This window comes from Streptomyces rectiviolaceus (genome assembly GCF_039533825.1).
In the GTDB taxonomy this organism is placed as follows: domain Bacteria; phylum Actinomycetota; class Actinomycetes; order Streptomycetales; family Streptomycetaceae; genus Streptomyces; species Streptomyces rectiviolaceus.
Map to the genome: position 1 here is coordinate 11,340 of NZ_BAAAUG010000085.1, position 16,106 is coordinate 27,445.

Annotated in this window: 16 protein-coding genes, 1 pseudogene and 1 riboswitch; of the genes and pseudogenes, 4 read left to right on the forward strand and 13 right to left on the reverse strand. The window is 71.4% G+C overall.

Features of this window, described 5'->3' with window-relative positions:
- Positions 1-65: 65 nt before the first annotated feature.
- The 3 genes and pseudogenes from cobC to ABD378_RS24200 all read right to left on the reverse strand — a co-directional run.
- Positions 66-1,130 carry an Rv2231c family histidinol phosphate aminotransferase CobC gene (gene cobC / locus ABD378_RS24190; protein ID WP_344523644.1) on the reverse strand — a complete coding sequence of 355 codons (1,065 nt, stop codon included), beginning with the start codon at positions 1,128-1,130 and terminating at the stop codon, positions 66-68.
- Positions 1,114-1,974, reverse strand: coding sequence for a sirohydrochlorin chelatase (locus ABD378_RS24195; RefSeq protein WP_344523646.1), 861 nt, complete (start codon positions 1,972-1,974; stop codon positions 1,114-1,116). The genes cobC and ABD378_RS24195 overlap by 17 nt, the downstream gene beginning before the upstream one ends.
- A gap of 65 nt (positions 1,975-2,039) precedes the next feature.
- A pseudogene (locus ABD378_RS24200) lies at positions 2,040-2,411 on the reverse strand (cobalamin biosynthesis protein); the annotation flags it as partial.
- Between the two features lie 170 nt (positions 2,412-2,581).
- On the opposite strand from ABD378_RS24200, the gene ABD378_RS24205 reads away from it, so the two are divergent.
- On the forward strand, positions 2,582-3,313 hold the full coding sequence (locus ABD378_RS24205; RefSeq protein ID WP_344523648.1) for a ZIP family metal transporter: 732 nt from the start codon (positions 2,582-2,584) through the stop codon (positions 3,311-3,313).
- A 79-nt stretch (positions 3,314-3,392) separates the two neighbouring features.
- On the opposite strand, the gene ABD378_RS24210 is transcribed toward ABD378_RS24205, so the two are convergent.
- The 5 genes from ABD378_RS24210 to ABD378_RS24230 form a co-directional block, all read right to left on the reverse strand.
- The gene (locus tag ABD378_RS24210; protein ID WP_344523650.1) at positions 3,393-4,742 is read right to left on the reverse strand and encodes a cobyrinic acid a,c-diamide synthase CobB; all 1,350 of its coding nucleotides are present in this window, start codon (positions 4,740-4,742) and stop codon (positions 3,393-3,395) included.
- The gene (cobO, locus tag ABD378_RS24215; protein WP_344523652.1) at positions 4,736-5,344 is read right to left on the reverse strand and encodes a cob(I)yrinic acid a,c-diamide adenosyltransferase; all 609 of its coding nucleotides are present in this window, start codon (positions 5,342-5,344) and stop codon (positions 4,736-4,738) included. The genes ABD378_RS24210 and cobO overlap by 7 nt, the downstream gene beginning before the upstream one ends.
- Positions 5,344-7,404, reverse strand: a complete 2,061-nt coding sequence (locus ABD378_RS24220) for a putative cobaltochelatase (RefSeq protein ID WP_344523654.1) — start codon at positions 7,402-7,404, stop codon at positions 5,344-5,346. The genes cobO and ABD378_RS24220 overlap by 1 nt, the downstream gene beginning before the upstream one ends.
- A gap of 67 nt (positions 7,405-7,471) precedes the next feature.
- Positions 7,472-8,980, reverse strand: coding sequence for a cobyric acid synthase (locus ABD378_RS24225; RefSeq protein ID WP_344523656.1), 1,509 nt, complete (start codon positions 8,978-8,980; stop codon positions 7,472-7,474).
- On the reverse strand, positions 8,977-9,918 hold the full coding sequence (locus tag ABD378_RS24230) for a cobalamin biosynthesis protein (protein ID WP_344523658.1): 942 nt from the start codon (positions 9,916-9,918) through the stop codon (positions 8,977-8,979). Before ABD378_RS24230 ends, ABD378_RS24225 begins: the two co-directional genes overlap by 4 nt.
- 122 nt (positions 9,919-10,040) lie before the next feature.
- Positions 10,041-10,183: riboswitch (cobalamin riboswitch) on the reverse strand.
- Positions 10,184-10,420: 237 nt separating this feature from the next.
- Between ABD378_RS24230 and ABD378_RS24235 the strand changes: the two genes are divergently transcribed.
- Positions 10,421-10,636, forward strand: coding sequence for a DUF397 domain-containing protein (locus ABD378_RS24235; protein ID WP_344523660.1), 216 nt, complete (start codon positions 10,421-10,423; stop codon positions 10,634-10,636).
- Positions 10,633-10,941, forward strand: a complete 309-nt coding sequence (locus ABD378_RS24240) for a hypothetical protein (protein WP_344523662.1) — start codon at positions 10,633-10,635, stop codon at positions 10,939-10,941. Before ABD378_RS24235 ends, ABD378_RS24240 begins: the two co-directional genes overlap by 4 nt.
- Here the strand turns inward: ABD378_RS24240 and ABD378_RS24245 are convergent.
- The 5 genes from ABD378_RS24245 to ABD378_RS24265 form a co-directional block, all read right to left on the reverse strand.
- Positions 10,874-11,425: a hypothetical protein gene (locus tag ABD378_RS24245; protein WP_344523664.1), complete on the reverse strand. Its 552-nt coding sequence runs from the start codon at positions 11,423-11,425 to the stop codon at positions 10,874-10,876. The genes ABD378_RS24240 and ABD378_RS24245 overlap by 68 nt on opposite strands.
- Before the next feature lie 44 nt (positions 11,426-11,469).
- Positions 11,470-12,324 carry a helix-turn-helix domain-containing protein gene (locus ABD378_RS24250; RefSeq protein WP_344523666.1) on the reverse strand — a complete coding sequence of 285 codons (855 nt, stop codon included), beginning with the start codon at positions 12,322-12,324 and terminating at the stop codon, positions 11,470-11,472.
- A gap of 238 nt (positions 12,325-12,562) precedes the next feature.
- Entirely contained in the window at positions 12,563-12,802 is a 240-nt protein-coding gene (locus tag ABD378_RS24255) for a hypothetical protein (protein ID WP_344523668.1), read from the reverse strand.
- A gap of 12 nt (positions 12,803-12,814) precedes the next feature.
- On the reverse strand, positions 12,815-14,089 hold the full coding sequence (locus tag ABD378_RS24260) for an inorganic phosphate transporter (RefSeq protein ID WP_344523670.1): 1,275 nt from the start codon (positions 14,087-14,089) through the stop codon (positions 12,815-12,817).
- A gap of 191 nt (positions 14,090-14,280) precedes the next feature.
- A complete protein-coding gene (locus ABD378_RS24265) occupies positions 14,281-15,021 on the reverse strand; it encodes a lysozyme (protein WP_344523672.1) in 741 nt (246 codons plus the stop codon).
- A 177-nt stretch (positions 15,022-15,198) separates the two neighbouring features.
- Between ABD378_RS24265 and ABD378_RS24270 the strand changes: the two genes are divergently transcribed.
- The gene (locus ABD378_RS24270; protein ID WP_344523674.1) at positions 15,199-15,867 is read left to right on the forward strand and encodes a class II aldolase/adducin family protein; all 669 of its coding nucleotides are present in this window, start codon (positions 15,199-15,201) and stop codon (positions 15,865-15,867) included.
- The last annotated feature ends 239 nt before the right edge of the window (positions 15,868-16,106 follow it).

The window sequence follows — 16,106 nt, forward strand, 5'->3', positions numbered from 1 at the left end:
TCTTTCAGCCCGTCCGGCGTTTGAGGACGAACTCGGCGAAGCCGGTGATGACGGCAACCAAGGCTTCAGCCCGCCATCGCCGCCCTCAACGCCCCCAGAAGCCGATCCGTCGTCCCCCGATCCCGCACCGCCACCCGAAGCCACTCAGCCCCCAGTGCCGGAAACGTATCCCCCCGCCGCAAGGCGAACCCCCGGTCCCGCAAGCGTTCACGCAGGGCATGGGCCCCCGGAGCCCGGAGCAGGATGAAGGGCCCCTCCGCGGGCTCGACGGCGCGTACCCCGAAGGCGGCGAACTCCCGTAGCCCCTCCAGGAGATGGGCCCGGTCGGCGGCGATCTCCAGGGCCGCCGCCGACGCCTCGGCCAGCGCCGCAGGCGCCACGCACGCCTCTGCCGCCGCGAGGGCGGGCGAAGACACCGGCCACAAGGGCTGCGCCGCGGCCAGCGTCTCGATCGTCTCCGGGTCGGACAGGACGTACCCGATCCGCAGCCCCGCAAGGCCCCAGGTCTTGGTCAGGCTCCGCAGCACCACGAGCCCCGGTACGTCCGTACGGCCCGCCAGCGCCTCCCGCTCGCCCGGCACCGCGTCCATGAACGCCTCGTCCACGACCAACACCCGCCCAGGACGGGCGAGTTCGGCGATCGAGGCGGCCGGGTGGAGAACCGACGTCGGATTCGTCGGGTTGCCGATCACCACCAGGTCGGCGCCCTCCGGGACGGTCGTCCCCGCCAGACGGAAACCGTCCTCCTCCCGCAGCAGCACCCGCCCCACCGCGTGCCCCGCGTCCCGCAGCGCCGCCTCCGGCTCGGTGAACTGCGGGTGTACCACCACAGGCTGACGGACCTTCAGGGCGCGCGCGAGGAGCACGAACGCCTCCGCCGCCCCCGACGTGAGCAGCACCCGGTCAGGCGTCACGCCGTGCCGCGCCGCCACCGCCGCCCGCGCCGCCCGGCCGTCCGGATAGGCGGCCAGGCCGTCGAGCGAGGCGGCGAGGTGTTGCTTCAGCCAGGCGGGCGGGGTGTTCGCGCGGACGTTCACCGCGAGGTCGGTGAGGCCGACGGCGCCGCGGACCTCGGCATCCCCGTGATGGCGCAGGTCCGGTCCGCCGCCGTGGTCAGTGTGAGTGCGCATGCGTGCCGTCGTGGTCAAGGTGTCCATGGTCGTGTTCGTGGTGGTGTTCGTGGTCGTCTCCGTGGTGGTGCCGCGAATCGTCGGCCGCCGCCTCCCGGTAGCGCTCCATGACGAGGTCGAGCAGCTCCTCCTCGGGGCCGATCACATCCGCCGGGAGCACCTCGATCTCGGGGTGCGCCGCCGCCCAGCCCTCCGTCTGCTGGAGGACCCGCTCCGGCAGGACGCCGGTGAACAGGAAGTACGGCAGGACGACGATCCGCTGCGCGCCCAGGAGCACGCAGCGGTCCAGGCCCGACGGCACGTCCGGCGCCGCGAGCGACACGAACGCCGTCTCCACACCCGCGTAACCCCGCCCCTCCCACAGCAGCCGCGCCGCCCTGTGGACCTCGGCGTTGGCGTCCGGGTCGGCCGCACCGGGGCCCACGAGCAGGACCGTGACGTCCGCGCGGTCCTGGGGCGTGCGGGCCGTGCCGCCGAGCGCCTCGTCCAGGCGGCGGCCGAGGACCTTCAGGAGCGAGGGGTGCGGGCCGAGGGGGCGCCCGCAGGTGTACGAGATGCCGGGGTGGCGCTCCTTCTCGCGGGCGAGCGCCGCGGGGACGTCGCCTTTGGTGCGCTCGGTCGGCACCAGCGTCAGCGGGACGGCCGCGAAGCGTTTCGCGCCCTGCCCGACGAGGTCGCTGACCGCGTCGCCCAGTGGTGGCGGCGACGGTTCGATGAAGCCGCCGGCGACCGGGAGTCCGGGGTTGCGGCGGGCGAGCTCCTGCACGAAGTCCCGGAAGGCGGCCGCCCCGGCCTCGTCCCGGGTGCCGTGGCCGGCGATGAGCAGTGCGGGCGGCGTGGTCACGGGGACTCCTTGATTGCTTGGCCTGTTCCGTTCGGATGAGGTGGGGACACGCGCGGCGCATCGTACGGGCGGCGCACGACCGCGCAGGTCGCCATGGACGCACGGCCTTCGGGCGCCGACTTCCTTTTGGGCACGAGGAGTTCACCGCCGCCGTGCAGAGCGGCGGCCTCCGCCACGGAGGGCGTACCGACGGCGGCGAGCGGCGCGGCGGAGGGGTTCGGCACCTCGACACCGGCCAACTCGTCGGCCGGGTACGTCACGACCGGCACCGCGAGCTGCGCCGCCGCCTCGACGATGCCGCGCTCCGCGGCCTTCGTGTCGACGGTCGCCAGCGCGGCGACAGAGGCGGGGGATATCCCCGCGTCCCGGAGCGTGCCCTCGACGAGCCCGAGGACTTCTTCGGTGCGCACCCCGCTGCCGGCACCGACGCCCACCACGAAGTCGGCGCCCCCCGCGAAGTCGGCGCCCCCCGCGAAGTCGGCGCCCCCCGCGTGCGTGTCGGCCATGGGCTTGGGGTTCCTCTCGTACGAGTGAAGAAGGGTCGGTGTCCGGGTCACAGATGCATGTGGATGTGCGGGGCGGGGGGTCGATCGGCTAGCAAGGGCGCATGGCGGTGTTCGTGGCGCTCGGCGCCTTTGTGATGACCCTGGTGGGCGGCTGGACGGCCCAGCGGGTCACTGACCGGCGCCACCTCGTCCTGGGGCTCGCGGGCGGTCTGATGCTCGGCGTGGTCGGCCTCGACCTGCTGCCGGAGGCGCTGGACGCCACGGGCGGCCCGGTCTTCGGGGTACCGGCGGCGCTGCTCCTGTTCGTCGCGGGCTTCCTCGTCGCGCACTTGGTGGAGCACCTCCTCGCAGGCCGTCAGGCGGCCCACGGGGCGGAGGAGCACGCGAACGGCCGGGTCCCGCAGGTGGGCCTCACGGCCGCCGCCGCGATGGTCGGCCACAGCGCCATGGACGGCATCGCCATCGGCGCGGCCTTCCAGGTGGGCGGCGGCATGGGCGTGGCGGTGGCCGTCGCGGTGATCGCCCATGACTTCGCGGACGGCTTCAACACGTACACGCTCACCAGTCTGTACGGGAACGCCCGCCGCAAGGCCCTCGCGATGCTCTTCGCGGACGCGGTGGCCCCGGTGGCGGGCGCCGCGTCGACGCTCCTGTTCACCATTCCGGAGCAACTGCTCGGCGGATATCTCGGCTTCTTCGGCGGCGCGCTGCTCTATCTGGCCGCCGCGGAGATCCTGCCGGAGGCGCACCACGAGCATCCGGCGCGCTCGACGCTGCTGTGCACGGTGGCGGGGGCCGCGTTCATCTGGCTGGTGGTGGGCATCGCGGAGTGAGGCCACGGCGCGGACCGGGGTCACCATGCCCCGTCCCGCGGCCCGGCCTCCACCGGCCCGACCCCCACCAGCCCGTCGCTCATCCCCCGCACCTCTCCACGAACCGACGAGCGACACCCGGTTCGGCGGCCCAGTGCGTGTGCAGATAACTCGCGTGCACACCCTGCTGTACGAAGCCTTCGACGCGCCGCTCAGGGGAGTGCAGACCCCAGGCGGGAGCCGCCCCGGCGCCCGGTTCGACGACGGTGCGGTGGAACTCGTGCCCGCGCATCCGGGTCCCGACCGCCGCGAGCGGGCTCTCGGACACGGCGACGGCCTCGCGATACCCGAGGGTGAGCCGCTCGGACATGCGGGAGTGGGCGTCGAGCACGCCGCACATCGGCTTTCCGTCCAACTCCCGGGTCAGGTAGAGCAGTCCGGCGCATTCGGCGGCGACGGGCGCCCCGCTCAGCGCCAGCTCGGCGACGGCCTTGCGCAGCGGCTCGTTGGCGGAGAGCTCGGGCGCGTACACCTCGGGGAACCCGCCCCCGATGATCAGTCCCGCGGTGCCGGGCGGCAGTTCCTCGTCGTGCAGCGGATCGAAGGTGACGACGTCGGCGCCCGCGGCGGTGAGCAGCTCGGTGTGTTCGGCGTAGGAGAAGGAGAACGCGGCCCCACCGGCGACGGCCACGACGGGCCGACTGGCCCTTGGAGCTTGCGCGCCTTCCGCACCCGGATCCCACGTCTCACCGGTCATCGCGGGCGCACTGCGCGCCAACGCGAGGATCGCGTCGAGGTCGCAGCCCTCCCGTACTCGGGAGGCCAGCGCGGCCACCGAATCGACGGCCTCGGCCTGCCGCTCGGGCACCGGGACCAGCCCCAGATGCCGCGAGGGCGCCCGGACCTGCGGCACCCGCCCCAGCGCGCCCAGTACGGGCACCCCGGATTCGTCCAGGGCGTCCCGCAGCAGCTCCTCGTGGCGAGCGGACCCCACCTTGTTGAGGATCACGCCCCCGATCCGCACCTCCGGGTCCCAGGACGCGAACCCGTGCACCAGCGCGGCGACGGAGCGAGACTGGGATGACGCGTCGACGACCAGAACCACGGGCGCCCGGAGCAGCTTGGACACATGCGCGGTGGAAGCGAGCTCACCCTGCCCGGAGGCGCCGTCGTACATCCCCATGACGCCCTCGACCACGGCGAGATCGCATCCGCGGGCCCCATGGTTGAACAAGGGCGCCACCATCCCGGGCCCGCACAGATACGCGTCGAGATTGCGCCCGGGGCGCCCCGTGGCCAGCGCGTGATACCCGGGGTCGATGTAGTCGGGGCCCACCTTGTGCGGGGACACCGCGAGCCCGGCCTCCGAGAACGCGGCCATGAGACCCGTGGCCACGGTCGTCTTGCCGCACCCGGAAGACGGCGCGGCAACGACGAGGCGAGCTACCACTCGATGCCCCTCTGGCCCTTCTGACCGGCGTCCATCGGATGCTTGACCTTGGACATGTCGGTGACGAGATCGGCGAACTCGACCAACGCGTCGGACGCGTTGCGCCCGGTGATCACGACATGCTGATGGCCGGGACGGTTCCGCAGAACCTCGATCACCTCGTCCGTGTCGATCCAGCCCCAGTGCATGGGGTAGGCGAACTCGTCGAGGACGTACAGCTGGTACGTCTCGGCGGCGAGGTCGCGCTTGACCTGCTCCCACCCCTCGCGGGCCTTCTCCTCATTGCTCAACTCGCCATCGGCGGGCGCGCGCTGGATCCACGACCAGCCCTCACCCATCTTGTGCCAGTCGACGGATCCGCCCTCGCCGCTCGCACCGAGCACCTTCAGGGCGTTCTCCTCGCCGACCTTCCACTTCGCCGACTTCACGAACTGGAAGACCCCGATGGACCACCCTTGATTCCACGCCCGCAGCGCGAGCCCGAAAGCGGCGGTGGACTTTCCCTTGCCGATCCCGGTGTGCACCATCACCAGCGGACGGTTGCGCCGCTGACGCGTGGTGAGCCCGTCGTCCGGCACCACGTTCGGCTGCCCTTGGGGCATCAGGCCACGCTCCTCATCTGAGTTCCCTGTACGTCCTTGACGAGCCCCGCGATGGACTCCGCCCGCAGTTCGTCGAGCGTCACGGCGGTCCCGCCGAGTTCGCCCGCCAGCTGCCCCGCGAGCCCGAGCCGGATGTGCCCCGACTCGCAGTCGACGACCACGGATGCGACCCCGGCGGCCCCGAACAGGCGCGCGGCACGCCCCGCCCGGGCCACCGGATCCACGCCCCCCGTGGCCCGGCCGTCCGTCACGACCACGACCAGGGGACGCCGTGCCGGATCCCGCAGCCGCTCCACCCGCAGCACGTCGTGCGCCTTGAGCAACCCGGCCGCGACGGGCGTACGCCCGCCCGTGGGCAGCGTCTCGAGGCGAGCGGCGGCCGCGTCGACGGAAGAGGTGGGCGGCAGCGCCACCTCGGCATCGGACCCCCGGAAGGTGACGAGTCCGACCTTGTCCCGCCGCTGATAGGCATCGAGCAGCAGCGAGAGCACCGCTCCCTTCACGGCGCTCATCCGCTGCCGCGCCGCCATGGACCCGGAGGCATCCACGACGAAGAGCACGAGGTTGCCCTCACGCCCCTCCCGAGTCGCCTGCCGCAGATCGTCCCGCCGCACGACAAGGCCACGCCCCGAGCGCCCGCGCGCCCGCTGATGCGGGGCCGCCGCTTGCACGGTGGCCGCCAGGTGCAGCTTGGTCAGCGCCCCCCTGGGCCGCCGGGCCCCGGTGGTCCGCCCGTGCTCGGTCCGCGCACGGGAACGCCGCCCCGCGGCGCCCTCACCGAGGCCGGGCACGCTCAGCATCTTCGTACGGAAAGGCTCGGAGGCACCCACGGCCCGCTGCTCACCGCCACCGGCGGCGGGGGCCTGTGCGGGGGCCTCAGCGGGGGAGGAGTCGTCGTCCTGGCCGCTCTCGCCGTCGGCGGCGGGTGCGTCATGACCGTCACGTGCGCCAGGGACGTCAGGCGTATCGGGCCCGTCCTGAGGCGGCTGCCCGCCCCCACCGGGACCGTCGCCGTCGGGCTCGGGATCGTCGTCCCCCTCGCCCTCACCGTCGTCGGCCTGCTCCAACGTGTCGTCGAGCTTGTCCTCGTCGAGCCCCGGAGCGTCGAAGGGATTGCGCCGGCGCCGGTGCGGAAGCGCGAGGAGAGCGGCCTGGCGCACATCCTCGGCGAGTACGTCGCCGCGGCCCGCCCAGGCGGCCAGGGCCGTCGCGGTACGCGCCATCACGATGTCGGCCCGCATCCCGTCGACCTCGAAGGCCGCACAGGTGGCGGCGATCTGCCGCAACGCCCCGTCGCCGAGCCGCACATGGGGAAGCAGTGCGCGCGCGGCGACGATCCGGTCCCGCAGCGCGGACTCGTCGTCGTGCCACCGCGCGGCGAACCCCTCCGCGTCGTCGTCGTACGCGAGCCGCCGCCGCACGACCTCGACCCGCTGATCGGTCTCGCGCGATGCGGCGACCTCGACGGTGAGCCCGAACCGGTCGAGCAACTGCGGGCGCAGCTCGCCCTCTTCGGGGTTCATGGTGCCCACGAGCAGGAACCGCGCGGCATGCCGCACGGACACGCCCTCACGCTCCACGTACGAGGCGCCCATGGCGGCGGCGTCGAGCAGCAGGTCGACCAAGTGGTCGTGCAGCAGGTTGACTTCGTCGACGTAGAGGATGCCGCGATGGGCGTCGGCGAGCAGCCCCGGCTCGAAGGCCTTCACGCCCTCGGAGAGCGCCCGCTCGATGTCGAGCGCCCCGACAAGACGGTCCTCGGAGGCTCCGACGGGCAGCTCGACCATCCGCGCGTCCCGCACGGAGGCCCCGCCGACGTCGTGCGGGCCGTCGGGGCAGGCGGGGTCGGGGGCTGCCGGGTCGCAGGAGAAGCGGCATCCTGCGACGACGGGAACCTGCGGCAGCAGAGCGGAAAGTGCCCGCACGGCGGTGGACTTGGCGGTCCCCTTCTCCCCGCGGACGAGCACGCCGCCGACAGCGGGCGAGACGGCGTTGAGCAGCAGGGCGAGCCGCAGGTCGTCCTGCCCGACGAGAGCGGTGAACGGATAGGGGGTACTCACAAGGCCTCCATTACGTGATGCGGGGCGGGGCAGGGGACAGCGGGTCTCGCCCGTCCCCCTCCGCCGGTCATGAGGGTGCCCCCGGTGCGATGAAGGGGAGGCCGGACGGGGGGCCGTTCTCGATCAGACCGAGCAGCGCGTCCGTGTCCGCGTGTTCCTCGATCAGGTCGCCGAGCAGGTCGAGCTGCTCCTCGCGCAGTGCGCCGAAGCTGGTGTCGGGCGCGGGCACGAAGCGGCGCCCCGCGGCGCGGGCGACCTCGGTCAGGAAGCGGCGCCGGAACGCGTCGCTCTCCAGGGAGCCGTGCCAGTGCGTGCCCCACACCTCGCCGACGCGGCAGCCGTCCAAGAAGGGCTCTCCGCCCAGGACTTCGGCGACGCCGTGATGGATCTCGTACCCCTCGACGGGTTCGCCGAGCGCCTCGCCGACCGGCCGTGCGAGGGTCTTCTCGCGTGCGAACCGCACCCGCACGGGCAGCAGTCCGAGCCCGTCCACGGTCCCCGCACGCGACTCGACGTCATCCTCGATACGCTCGCCGAGCAGCTGGAAGCCGCCGCAGATCCCGAGCACGGGTCGCCCCTCGGCGGCGCGCCGCGCGATGGCGTCCGCGAGACCGCGCTCGCGCAGCCACTCAAGAGCGCGGACGGTGCCGCGCGTCCCCGGTACGACCACGAGATCGGCGTCGACGAGCTCATCGGCCCGGTCCACGAACCGCACGACGACGCCCGGTTCGGCGGCCAGGGCGTCCACGTCCGTGAAGTTCGACATCAGAGGCACGGCACAGACGGCGACCCGCAGCACGTCATCACCGACCGGGGGAGCGACGGCGGACTCCCTGACGGCACCCCGCAGGGACACCCGAAGCCCGTCCTCCTCGTCGATGCCGAGGCCGTGCTGGAACGGCAGCACACCGAACGTACGCCGCCCGGTGAGCCCGAGAAGCATGTCGAGCCCGGGTTCGAGCAGCGAGACGTCGCCCCGGAACTTGTTGACGAGATACCCGGCGACCAGCTCCTGGTCCTGGGCGCTCAGCAGCGCGGTCGTACCGAAGAAGGAGGCGAAGACGCCACCCCGGTCGATGTCGCCGACGACCAGGACGGGGAAGCGGGCGGCCCGCGCGATCCCCATGTTCACGATGTCCGTACGCCGCAGATTGATCTCGGCGGGACTGCCCGCGCCTTCACAGATCACGGCGTCATAGCTGCCCCGGAGCTCCTCCAGGCATCCCACGACGGTGGAGAGCAGCGCTTCCTGCCGTCCGCCGTGGTAGCCGCGCGCGGTCATCTCGCCCACGGGCTTGCCCATGAGGACGACCTGGCTGCTGCGGTCACTGCCCGGCTTGAGCAGCACGGGGTTCATCAGCGCGCTCGGCTCGACCCTGGCGGCCTGTGCCTGCATGGCCTGGGCCCGCCCGATCTCGGCACCTTCGCGCGTGACAAAGGAGTTGAGGGACATGTTCTGCGCCTTGAAGGGCGCGACGGAGACCCCCTTGCGGGCCAGCCACCGGCAGATCCCGGCGGTGACGACGCTCTTCCCCGCGTCGGATGTGGTCCCGGCAACGAGCAGTCCACCACTCATGAGGCGCCGCCTTTCCGCATAGTGCTCACCGCTGCGGCGACCCCCAGGGCCAGCAGCCCGACCCGTCGCGACAACCGCACGGCCCGCTCGATGTCCGCCACTTCGACGGCCCGCCCGCCCGTGTTCAGGACAGGCCGGTGTTCCACCCGGCCTCCGTACGAGAGGGTCCCCCCGAGCCTTACCCCCAACGCCCCGGCGAAGGCGGCCTCGACGGGCCCCGCGTTGGGGCTCGGATGCTTGGCGGCGTCCGCACGCCAGGCCCGCAGGGCTCCCCTCGGAGCATCCCCGGCGGCAGCCGCGAGCACCGCGGTGAGCCGGGCGCCCGGCCACCCCAGAACATCGTCGAGCCGCGCGGAAGCCCACCCGTACCGCCGGTACTTCACGGACTTGTGTCCGACCATGGCGTCGAGCGTGTTGACGGCCCGGAAGGCGACGAGCCCCGGCACCCCGCCGACGGCGCCCCACACGAGCGCCCCGACCACAGCGTCGGAGGTGTTCTCGGCGACGGACTCGACCACGGCACGCGCGATGCCGTCGGCGTCCAGCGACCGCGGATCCCGCCCGCACAGATGCGGCAGCCGCTCCCGCGCCACCTCGACGTCCCCGGCGGCGAGCGCACCGCCGATGGCCCGCGCCTCACGTCCGAGGGAGGTGCCGCCGACCACGGCCCAGGTGGAGGCGGCGGTCAGCGCGACGGACGCGGCGCGTGAGTCACGTACAAGAGAAGAGACCAGGACGGCGGCACCCGCCGCGCCCCCGGCACACACCACGGCATGCAGGGCGCCCCATCCGCGGTGGTCACGCCACAGCACACGCTCGACAGCGCCCGCCGCCCGGCCGAACGCGGCGACCGGGTGCCCGCGGCGAGGATCGCCGAGGAGCAGATCACCGAGGAGGCCGGCGGCGGCGCCGTACGCGAAGTCGCGATCGGCACACATGGCTTCAGCCGACCGGTACGTGGAGGAGAGCGAGGGGCCCGGCCTGGACGGGCAGGGGCACAGAGACCGGCAACGGGCGGCCGCGCATGGCGATATGTCCTCACTCAGGGTGTCCGCGCCCTGGTTCGACGTGACCGGCGGCGAGAGTTCCTGGCTTCCGAGGGGTCGTCTCCTCGATGACAGTGGCGGGACCGCGCCGGATTCGCACCGGCTTCCTCTCCTGCCGCCGTAATGGCTCCGGCAGTCCACCACGCCCGCGAACGCCCGTCAACTTGCCGTTGACCTGGGACGGGAGAGTGTGCCGAGGCCCACATGGGGCCGGTTTATCCCTAGGCCTGGAAATTGAACTTTCCTAGACTGGAACACGACAACCGGAGAGCGGTCCAGGAGTGATTCGGTCCGGGTCGGTACGTGGTGTGGCGGTTCTCGGCGGACCTGTGGGCCCTCCAAGATCACGGCGCTATCGTGCGGGACGCAGGCTCTCTGGTAGGGGGAGGTCGGCGTGTCCCATGGGAGTTCGTCCGGACGGTCCTGGTGCAGGAGCAGCCACAGCGGGGACGAAGGAGACTGCGTCGAAGTCGCCTTCGTGCGGGAGGCGGTGATCGTCCGTGATTCGCAGAACCCGTCGGGGCCGCGCGTCGTCTTCTCTGTTGAGCGTTGGCAGGCGTTCCTGAACGCTCTCGTCGGCGACGGGGGAGAGAGAGGGGGGACAGGATGACCGAGCATCATCTCGCCGAAGTGCGGCACCTGGTGAACGGTGTGCACGGGGGGAAGCGGAAGGCATCCGGGGTTGTCGTGGTCGTGGCGGGGTGCGTGCTGCTCGGTGCGGCCGCCACCCTGGTCGGCGCGGCGGCCGCCCTTCTGGTCGAGGGGACGGCGGCGCGGCTGGCCGTCTGGGCACTCGCGGCCGCGGTGGCCGCGGTGTCCATGGGCCTGTGGTGGGGATTCGCCGAGTTCAGGCAGGATCGTCGGCCTTGGGCTGGGGCCGCTGAGCGGGAACCACAGCGCGGCGGTCGTCGCTGAGCGCGGGCGTAGTCCCTGTCTGCGAGATCAGCTTGGCGAGCTGGCGGCTCAGCGCGATCACAGGGGTCGAGAAGACGGCGATCACCGAGCCGACCGTCCAGAAGCCCGTCATGCCGACGGCGCCCAGGACGACGAGCACTCCCGTGAGCGTCAGCAGCAGGACGAGTATGCAGCCGGTGCAGTAGACGACCCTGGTCGTGAACATCCGGACGTTGTCGTCCGTGCGATGGCGGTCCAGCGTGTCCATCCGGTCCGTGCGGTCCTGGTCGGCCATCGCTTCGCGGACGAGCTGGTTGTAGGAGGGGCCGTCGGCCGGTGTCTGTCCGAGAGCGGCGCTGCCGGTGGCATCGGCGGTCGAGCCTGCGGGGCTGCCGGTGGAGGCCCCACCGGCACCTTGCGCACCACCCGAACCACCGCTCGGCCACGGCGCCTGCCTGATGGCCGCGAGAACCCCCTGCCACCACTCTCGCAACGCGGCTGGCATCTTGAGGCCTCCTCGCTCCTCCCGGACTCCTTGGGGCCGGGAGGTCAGCTGCTGTCAATGCCGTCCCTGATCTGATTGATCAAGTCGATGGCCTGCTCCCCGGCGTACGCGGTCTCGCGGAGAGATTCGAAGCACTCCTGGTGACGCACGATCAGCTCGTGGTCGTCACGGATCGACTGGTTTCCCTGGGCTTCCAGGTACAGCAGGTCCTCGTCGTCGAGGAAGCCGAGCAGGATGAAGCTGCTCAGGGTGGAGTAGTGGGCGCCCGCCGTGAACGGCAGCACCTGGAGGGACACCTTCGGGCGCGTCGAGATGTCGATGAGGCGCTGCAACTGGGCGCGCTGCACGCGTGGTCCGCCGATCTGCCGGTGCAGCGCGGCCTCGTCGACGACGAAGAACGTGAACGGCGGGTTCTCGCGCTCCAGGGCGCGCTCCTGGCGCGCTGTCCGCAGCTCTACGATCCTCCGTGCCCGCGCCTCGTCGACGCGGGGGGCGAGGAGCGCCATCGCGTACTCGTCCGTCTGCAGAAGGCCGGGCACGATGATGGGGTTGTACGTGCGAAAGGACGCTGCGGCGCTCTCGTACCCCAGGTACTGACTGAACTGCTGCCCGATGATGTCGTGGTAGGCGGCCCACCAGCTTGGGCCCTTGGAGCCGCGGGCGGCTTCTTCCAGCTCCGCGACGAGTTTCGGTTCCGTCGCCCCGTACTGCTGGAGAAGAGCGCGCAGATCGGTCACGGAGAGGCTGACCGTGCCCTGTTCGATCCTCATGATCTTGGACAGTGACCAGTCGAGGGCCTGGGCGGCTTGGCCCTGTGACTGCTCCGCGGCCTCGCGGGCCTTGCGGAGTGCGATGCGAAGCCTGCGGCGATTCAGGCTCGGGTCGACATCCCTCGACATGGTGGCTCCTCGCTGTCGTGATGGCTGCTGATCAATGACATAAGGCAGAGAGCGATATGTGCAGCCGACGCTAGCAGACAGCTCGGTGTCATTATGCCATATGTCACTTCGCCGCATCGCATGCGCTCGTACGTGTGAAAGGCGGGGCGAGCGGACACGAAAAAGCCGGGTGGGACGCACCCATGAGGTGCGTCCCACCCGGCTGTTCTGCCCGGCTCTTGTGAGGCCGAGGCCGTCGTCAGGCGACGATCAGATAGATCCCGTACGCCACGGCCGCCGCGCAGAGCGCGAAGCACACGTACGCGCCCGTGCGTGCCGCCACGGGGGTGGTGCCGCCCGCGGCGGATGAGGCGCCGGACGTTGCCGCCTCGCGCTTGGAGAGGCCGACGATGCCGAGGGTGAACAGGCCCACCAGGGCCACCGTCACCGCGAGGCTGACTCCGAACACGGAGCCGAGAGCTGCCCAGTCGATGTTCATGCTGAGTTGTCCTTACACCGTGGCGGGCCGGGCGGGGTCCGCCGCGGTGCCGGTCGGGGCCGGGATGGTGGCCTTGACGAGGTCGACGTCCGAGGTCGTCACGGCCGACCCGGTGGGCGGCGGCGTGACGGCGGCCATCGCGGTGGTCACGACACCGGCGGGCTCGTCGGCCGGGGAGCCGCCGATCTCGTCGTCGGCGACGTTCGTGTGGTCGACGGCGTTGCGGCGGGACAGCGTCCAGATGACGGCGGAGCCGCCGATCAGGAGCGCGGCGGTCACCGCGATGCCCCAGGGGCCCTGCTGGGTGAGGAACTCGGCCCCCGCGCCGACCAGACCGGCGGCCGGGAGGGTCAGACCCCAGGCGATGAACATGCGGGTCGCCGTGGACCAGCGGACCACACCACCCTTGCGGCCGAGGCCCGCGCCCATCACGGCGCCGGAGCAGGACTGCGTGGTGGAGAGCGAGAAGCCGATGTGCGAGGAGGCCAGGATGACCGTCGCGGCGCTGGTCTGGGCGGCGAAGCCCTGCTGCGGCTGGAGGTCGGTGAGGCCCTTGCCCATGGTGCGGATGATGCGCCAGCCGCCGAGGTAGGTGCCGAGCGCGATGGCGACACCGGCCGAGACGATGACCCACATCGGGGGGTTGGCGCCCGGGTTCAGGACGCCGCCGGTGACCAGGGCGAGCGTGATGATGCCCATGGTCTTCTGCGCGTCGTTCGTGCCGTGGGCCAGCGAGACGAGGCCCGCGGACGCGATCTGTCCGGCGCGGTAACCCTTGGCCGTGGCCCTGGTGTCGGTGTTGCGGCCGATCCGGTACGTCAGGCGCGTGGCCACCATCGCGGCGAGACCCGCCACGAGAGGCGCGGCCAGGGCCGGGATCAGGATCTTGGTGACGACGGTGCCGCCGTTGATCGACGACCAGCCCATCGACATGACAGCGGCGCCGATGAGGCCGCCGAAGAGTGCGTGGGAGGAGCTGGAGGGCAGGCCCACCAGCCACGTCAGCAGATTCCAGAGGATCGCGCCGACCAAGGCCGCGAAGATCACCTCTGTCTTCAGTCCGTCCTCGTTGACGATGCCGCCAGAGATCGTCTTGGCGACTTCGACCGACAGGAAAGCGCCGACCAGATTCAGCACGGCGGACATGGCCACCGCCGTCTTGGGCTTGAGAGCGCCAGTCGAGATGGTGGTAGCCATCGCGTTGGCTGTGTCGTGGAAACCGTTCGTGAAGTCGAACACGAGAGCGGTAACGATCACGATCCCGAGGAGAAGCGTGATGTGTTCCATTTACCCAGGCTTCTGTTGGACGTCAGTGGCAAGTGGAACGTAGGCAACCTGGGTGAACGGAAAGTGAACTGGGCCGGGCCGTGCGGTGACCCAATTCGGGGCACCGCCGCTCCGGTTCCGCCGCGGCCCTGACGAAGGTCGCCCGGAGGGGCGGTGCGGGGCCCGGAATCCGGGCTTCCAAGGGTGCCTGACTACCCTCGGGCAAACCTCTTCAGCTGGTTCATCGAGCCGTTGAAGAGATTCTGATCACCCGGCAGCCTGCCGCTGTTGTCGTACTGCCAGATGGTCAAGTACGACCAGCCCTTGGGCAGCGTCCCCGACGTCGACGACCAGCGCGCGAGCCACAGGGCGTGATTCGCCCCGAAGGCGCGGCTGCCGCCCGTGCAGTTGTTCCACCACTTGGTGGTCGTGTAGATCACGGGGCGCCGCCCCGTCTGGCGCTTCACCTCGTTGCTGAAGGACTTGATCCAGTTGACCATGCCGCTCTTGCTGACGCCGTAGCACTTCCGTGAGCTGTATGGATTGTGCTCGATGTCGAGCGCCGGCGGCAGCGTCCAGCCGTCGGCCCGCCACCGTCCGCCGTGGTTCATGAAGTACGCGGCCTGCTTCTTGCCCGACGACTTGTTCGGCATGGCGAAGTGGTACGCGCCGCGGACGATGCCCGCGGTGCGGGAGCCGTTGTACTGCTGCTTGAAGTAGGGGTTGCGGTACGTGTGGGACTCGGTCGCCTTCACGTAGACGAAGCGCGCGCCCTTGCTCTTCGCCTTCTGCCAGTTGACGTTCTTCTGGTGCGACGAGACGTCGTGTCCCCTCGGCTTGCCCGCCGCCGAAACCGGAATCTCGGCGAGGGCGGTCCCCCCAAGGGTCAGAGTCGCCACTGAGGCCGCGATGACGCGGGTGCGACGACGGGACGGTTGGTGGTCACGAGCCATATTTCCCCCCGGATGGCGACGTGCGGGACAAATCCCCCAGAGGTTACTGGAAGATCGTTGAATGCCGGTCGATCACCGGCCAATCGGCGTGGAGGGGGATGTATGCCCATTCATTCCCTTACGGACGCAGGGGCTCCGCGCTAGGGTGCCGCGGCCCGCGGCTGGCAGGATCACGGCATGACGGAGCAGCTGGGCAAAGGCCGGCAGGACGCGATGGAGCGGGCGTGGGGCGAGCTGGTGGCGGCGGCCCGCAGAACGGTGACGGACGGCCTGGTGGTCGGCACGTCGGGCAATGTCTCGGTGCGTGTCGGCGGCACGATCCTGGTCACCCCCAGCGGGATGCCGTACGACCGACTGACGCCCGAGGACGCGGTCGGCGTCGACCTCGACGGCAACCAGCTCTTCGGCGACCTCGCGCCGACCAGCGAGCTGCCCATGCACCTGGCCGTCTACCGCACCACGTACGCCGGAGCCGTGGTCCACACCCACGCGGTGCACGCCACCGCCGTCTCCACCCTCGTCCCGGAGCTCCCGCCCATCCACTACATGGCGGCGGCCCTCGGCGGCCCGGTTCGGGTGGCCCGGTATGCGCCGTACGGCTCCGACGAGTTGGCCGAGAACATGCTCCGGGCCCTCAGGGAGCGCACAGGATGCCTGCTCCAGAACCATGGAACCATCACATACGGAGACACTCTGGACCAGGCGTACGACCGCACGGCACAGCTGGAGTGGATGTCCCGCCTCTGGCTGACGGCCAGCGCGATCCCGGGCCACGCCCCTACTCTCCTGTCGGCCGGCCAGCTGAGGGAAGCGGAGGACAGGCTGCGGGGCTACGGCCAACAGTGACGCGATGAGGGCGGCTCACGGGGAGGCGTCACCGCGCGGGGTCGCGGAAGAAGTGACATCACTCCGCGGGCCCCGCCCACTGGCCGTAGCCACCCGCCGGCCGGACACTGGGCAGGTGCGCCCAGCCAAAGCGACGGCAACGGCCGTCACCGCCGTCACCACCGCCGTCCCCGCCCGCAGGATGAACCCGCCCTGGCTGCTGCCCACCCCGGCCGCGTCGGCGTCGGTCGCGAGGCCGA

Coding starts and splice junctions, on each gene's coding strand:
- ABD378_RS24230 (WP_344523658.1), bottom strand. CDS start 9,918: ATGTGTGCCGATCGCGACTTCGCGTACGGCGCCGCCGCCGGCCTCCTC.
- ABD378_RS24270 (WP_344523674.1), top strand. CDS start 15,199: ATGACGGAGCAGCTGGGCAAAGGCCGGCAGGACGCGATGGAGCGGGCG.
- ABD378_RS24260 (WP_344523670.1), bottom strand. CDS start 14,089: ATGGAACACATCACGCTTCTCCTCGGGATCGTGATCGTTACCGCTCTC.
- cobO (WP_344523652.1), bottom strand. CDS start 5,344: ATGCCCCAAGGGCAGCCGAACGTGGTGCCGGACGACGGGCTCACCACG.
- ABD378_RS24225 (WP_344523656.1), bottom strand. CDS start 8,980: ATGAGTGGTGGACTGCTCGTTGCCGGGACCACATCCGACGCGGGGAAG.
- ABD378_RS24245 (WP_344523664.1), bottom strand. CDS start 11,425: ATGCCAGCCGCGTTGCGAGAGTGGTGGCAGGGGGTTCTCGCGGCCATC.
- ABD378_RS24240 (WP_344523662.1), top strand. CDS start 10,633: ATGACCGAGCATCATCTCGCCGAAGTGCGGCACCTGGTGAACGGTGTG.
- cobC (WP_344523644.1), bottom strand. CDS start 1,130: ATGCGCACTCACACTGACCACGGCGGCGGACCGGACCTGCGCCATCAC.
- ABD378_RS24265 (WP_344523672.1), bottom strand. CDS start 15,021: ATGGCTCGTGACCACCAACCGTCCCGTCGTCGCACCCGCGTCATCGCG.
- ABD378_RS24250 (WP_344523666.1), bottom strand. CDS start 12,324: ATGTCGAGGGATGTCGACCCGAGCCTGAATCGCCGCAGGCTTCGCATC.
- ABD378_RS24205 (WP_344523648.1), top strand. CDS start 2,582: ATGGCGGTGTTCGTGGCGCTCGGCGCCTTTGTGATGACCCTGGTGGGC.
- ABD378_RS24255 (WP_344523668.1), bottom strand. CDS start 12,802: ATGAACATCGACTGGGCAGCTCTCGGCTCCGTGTTCGGAGTCAGCCTC.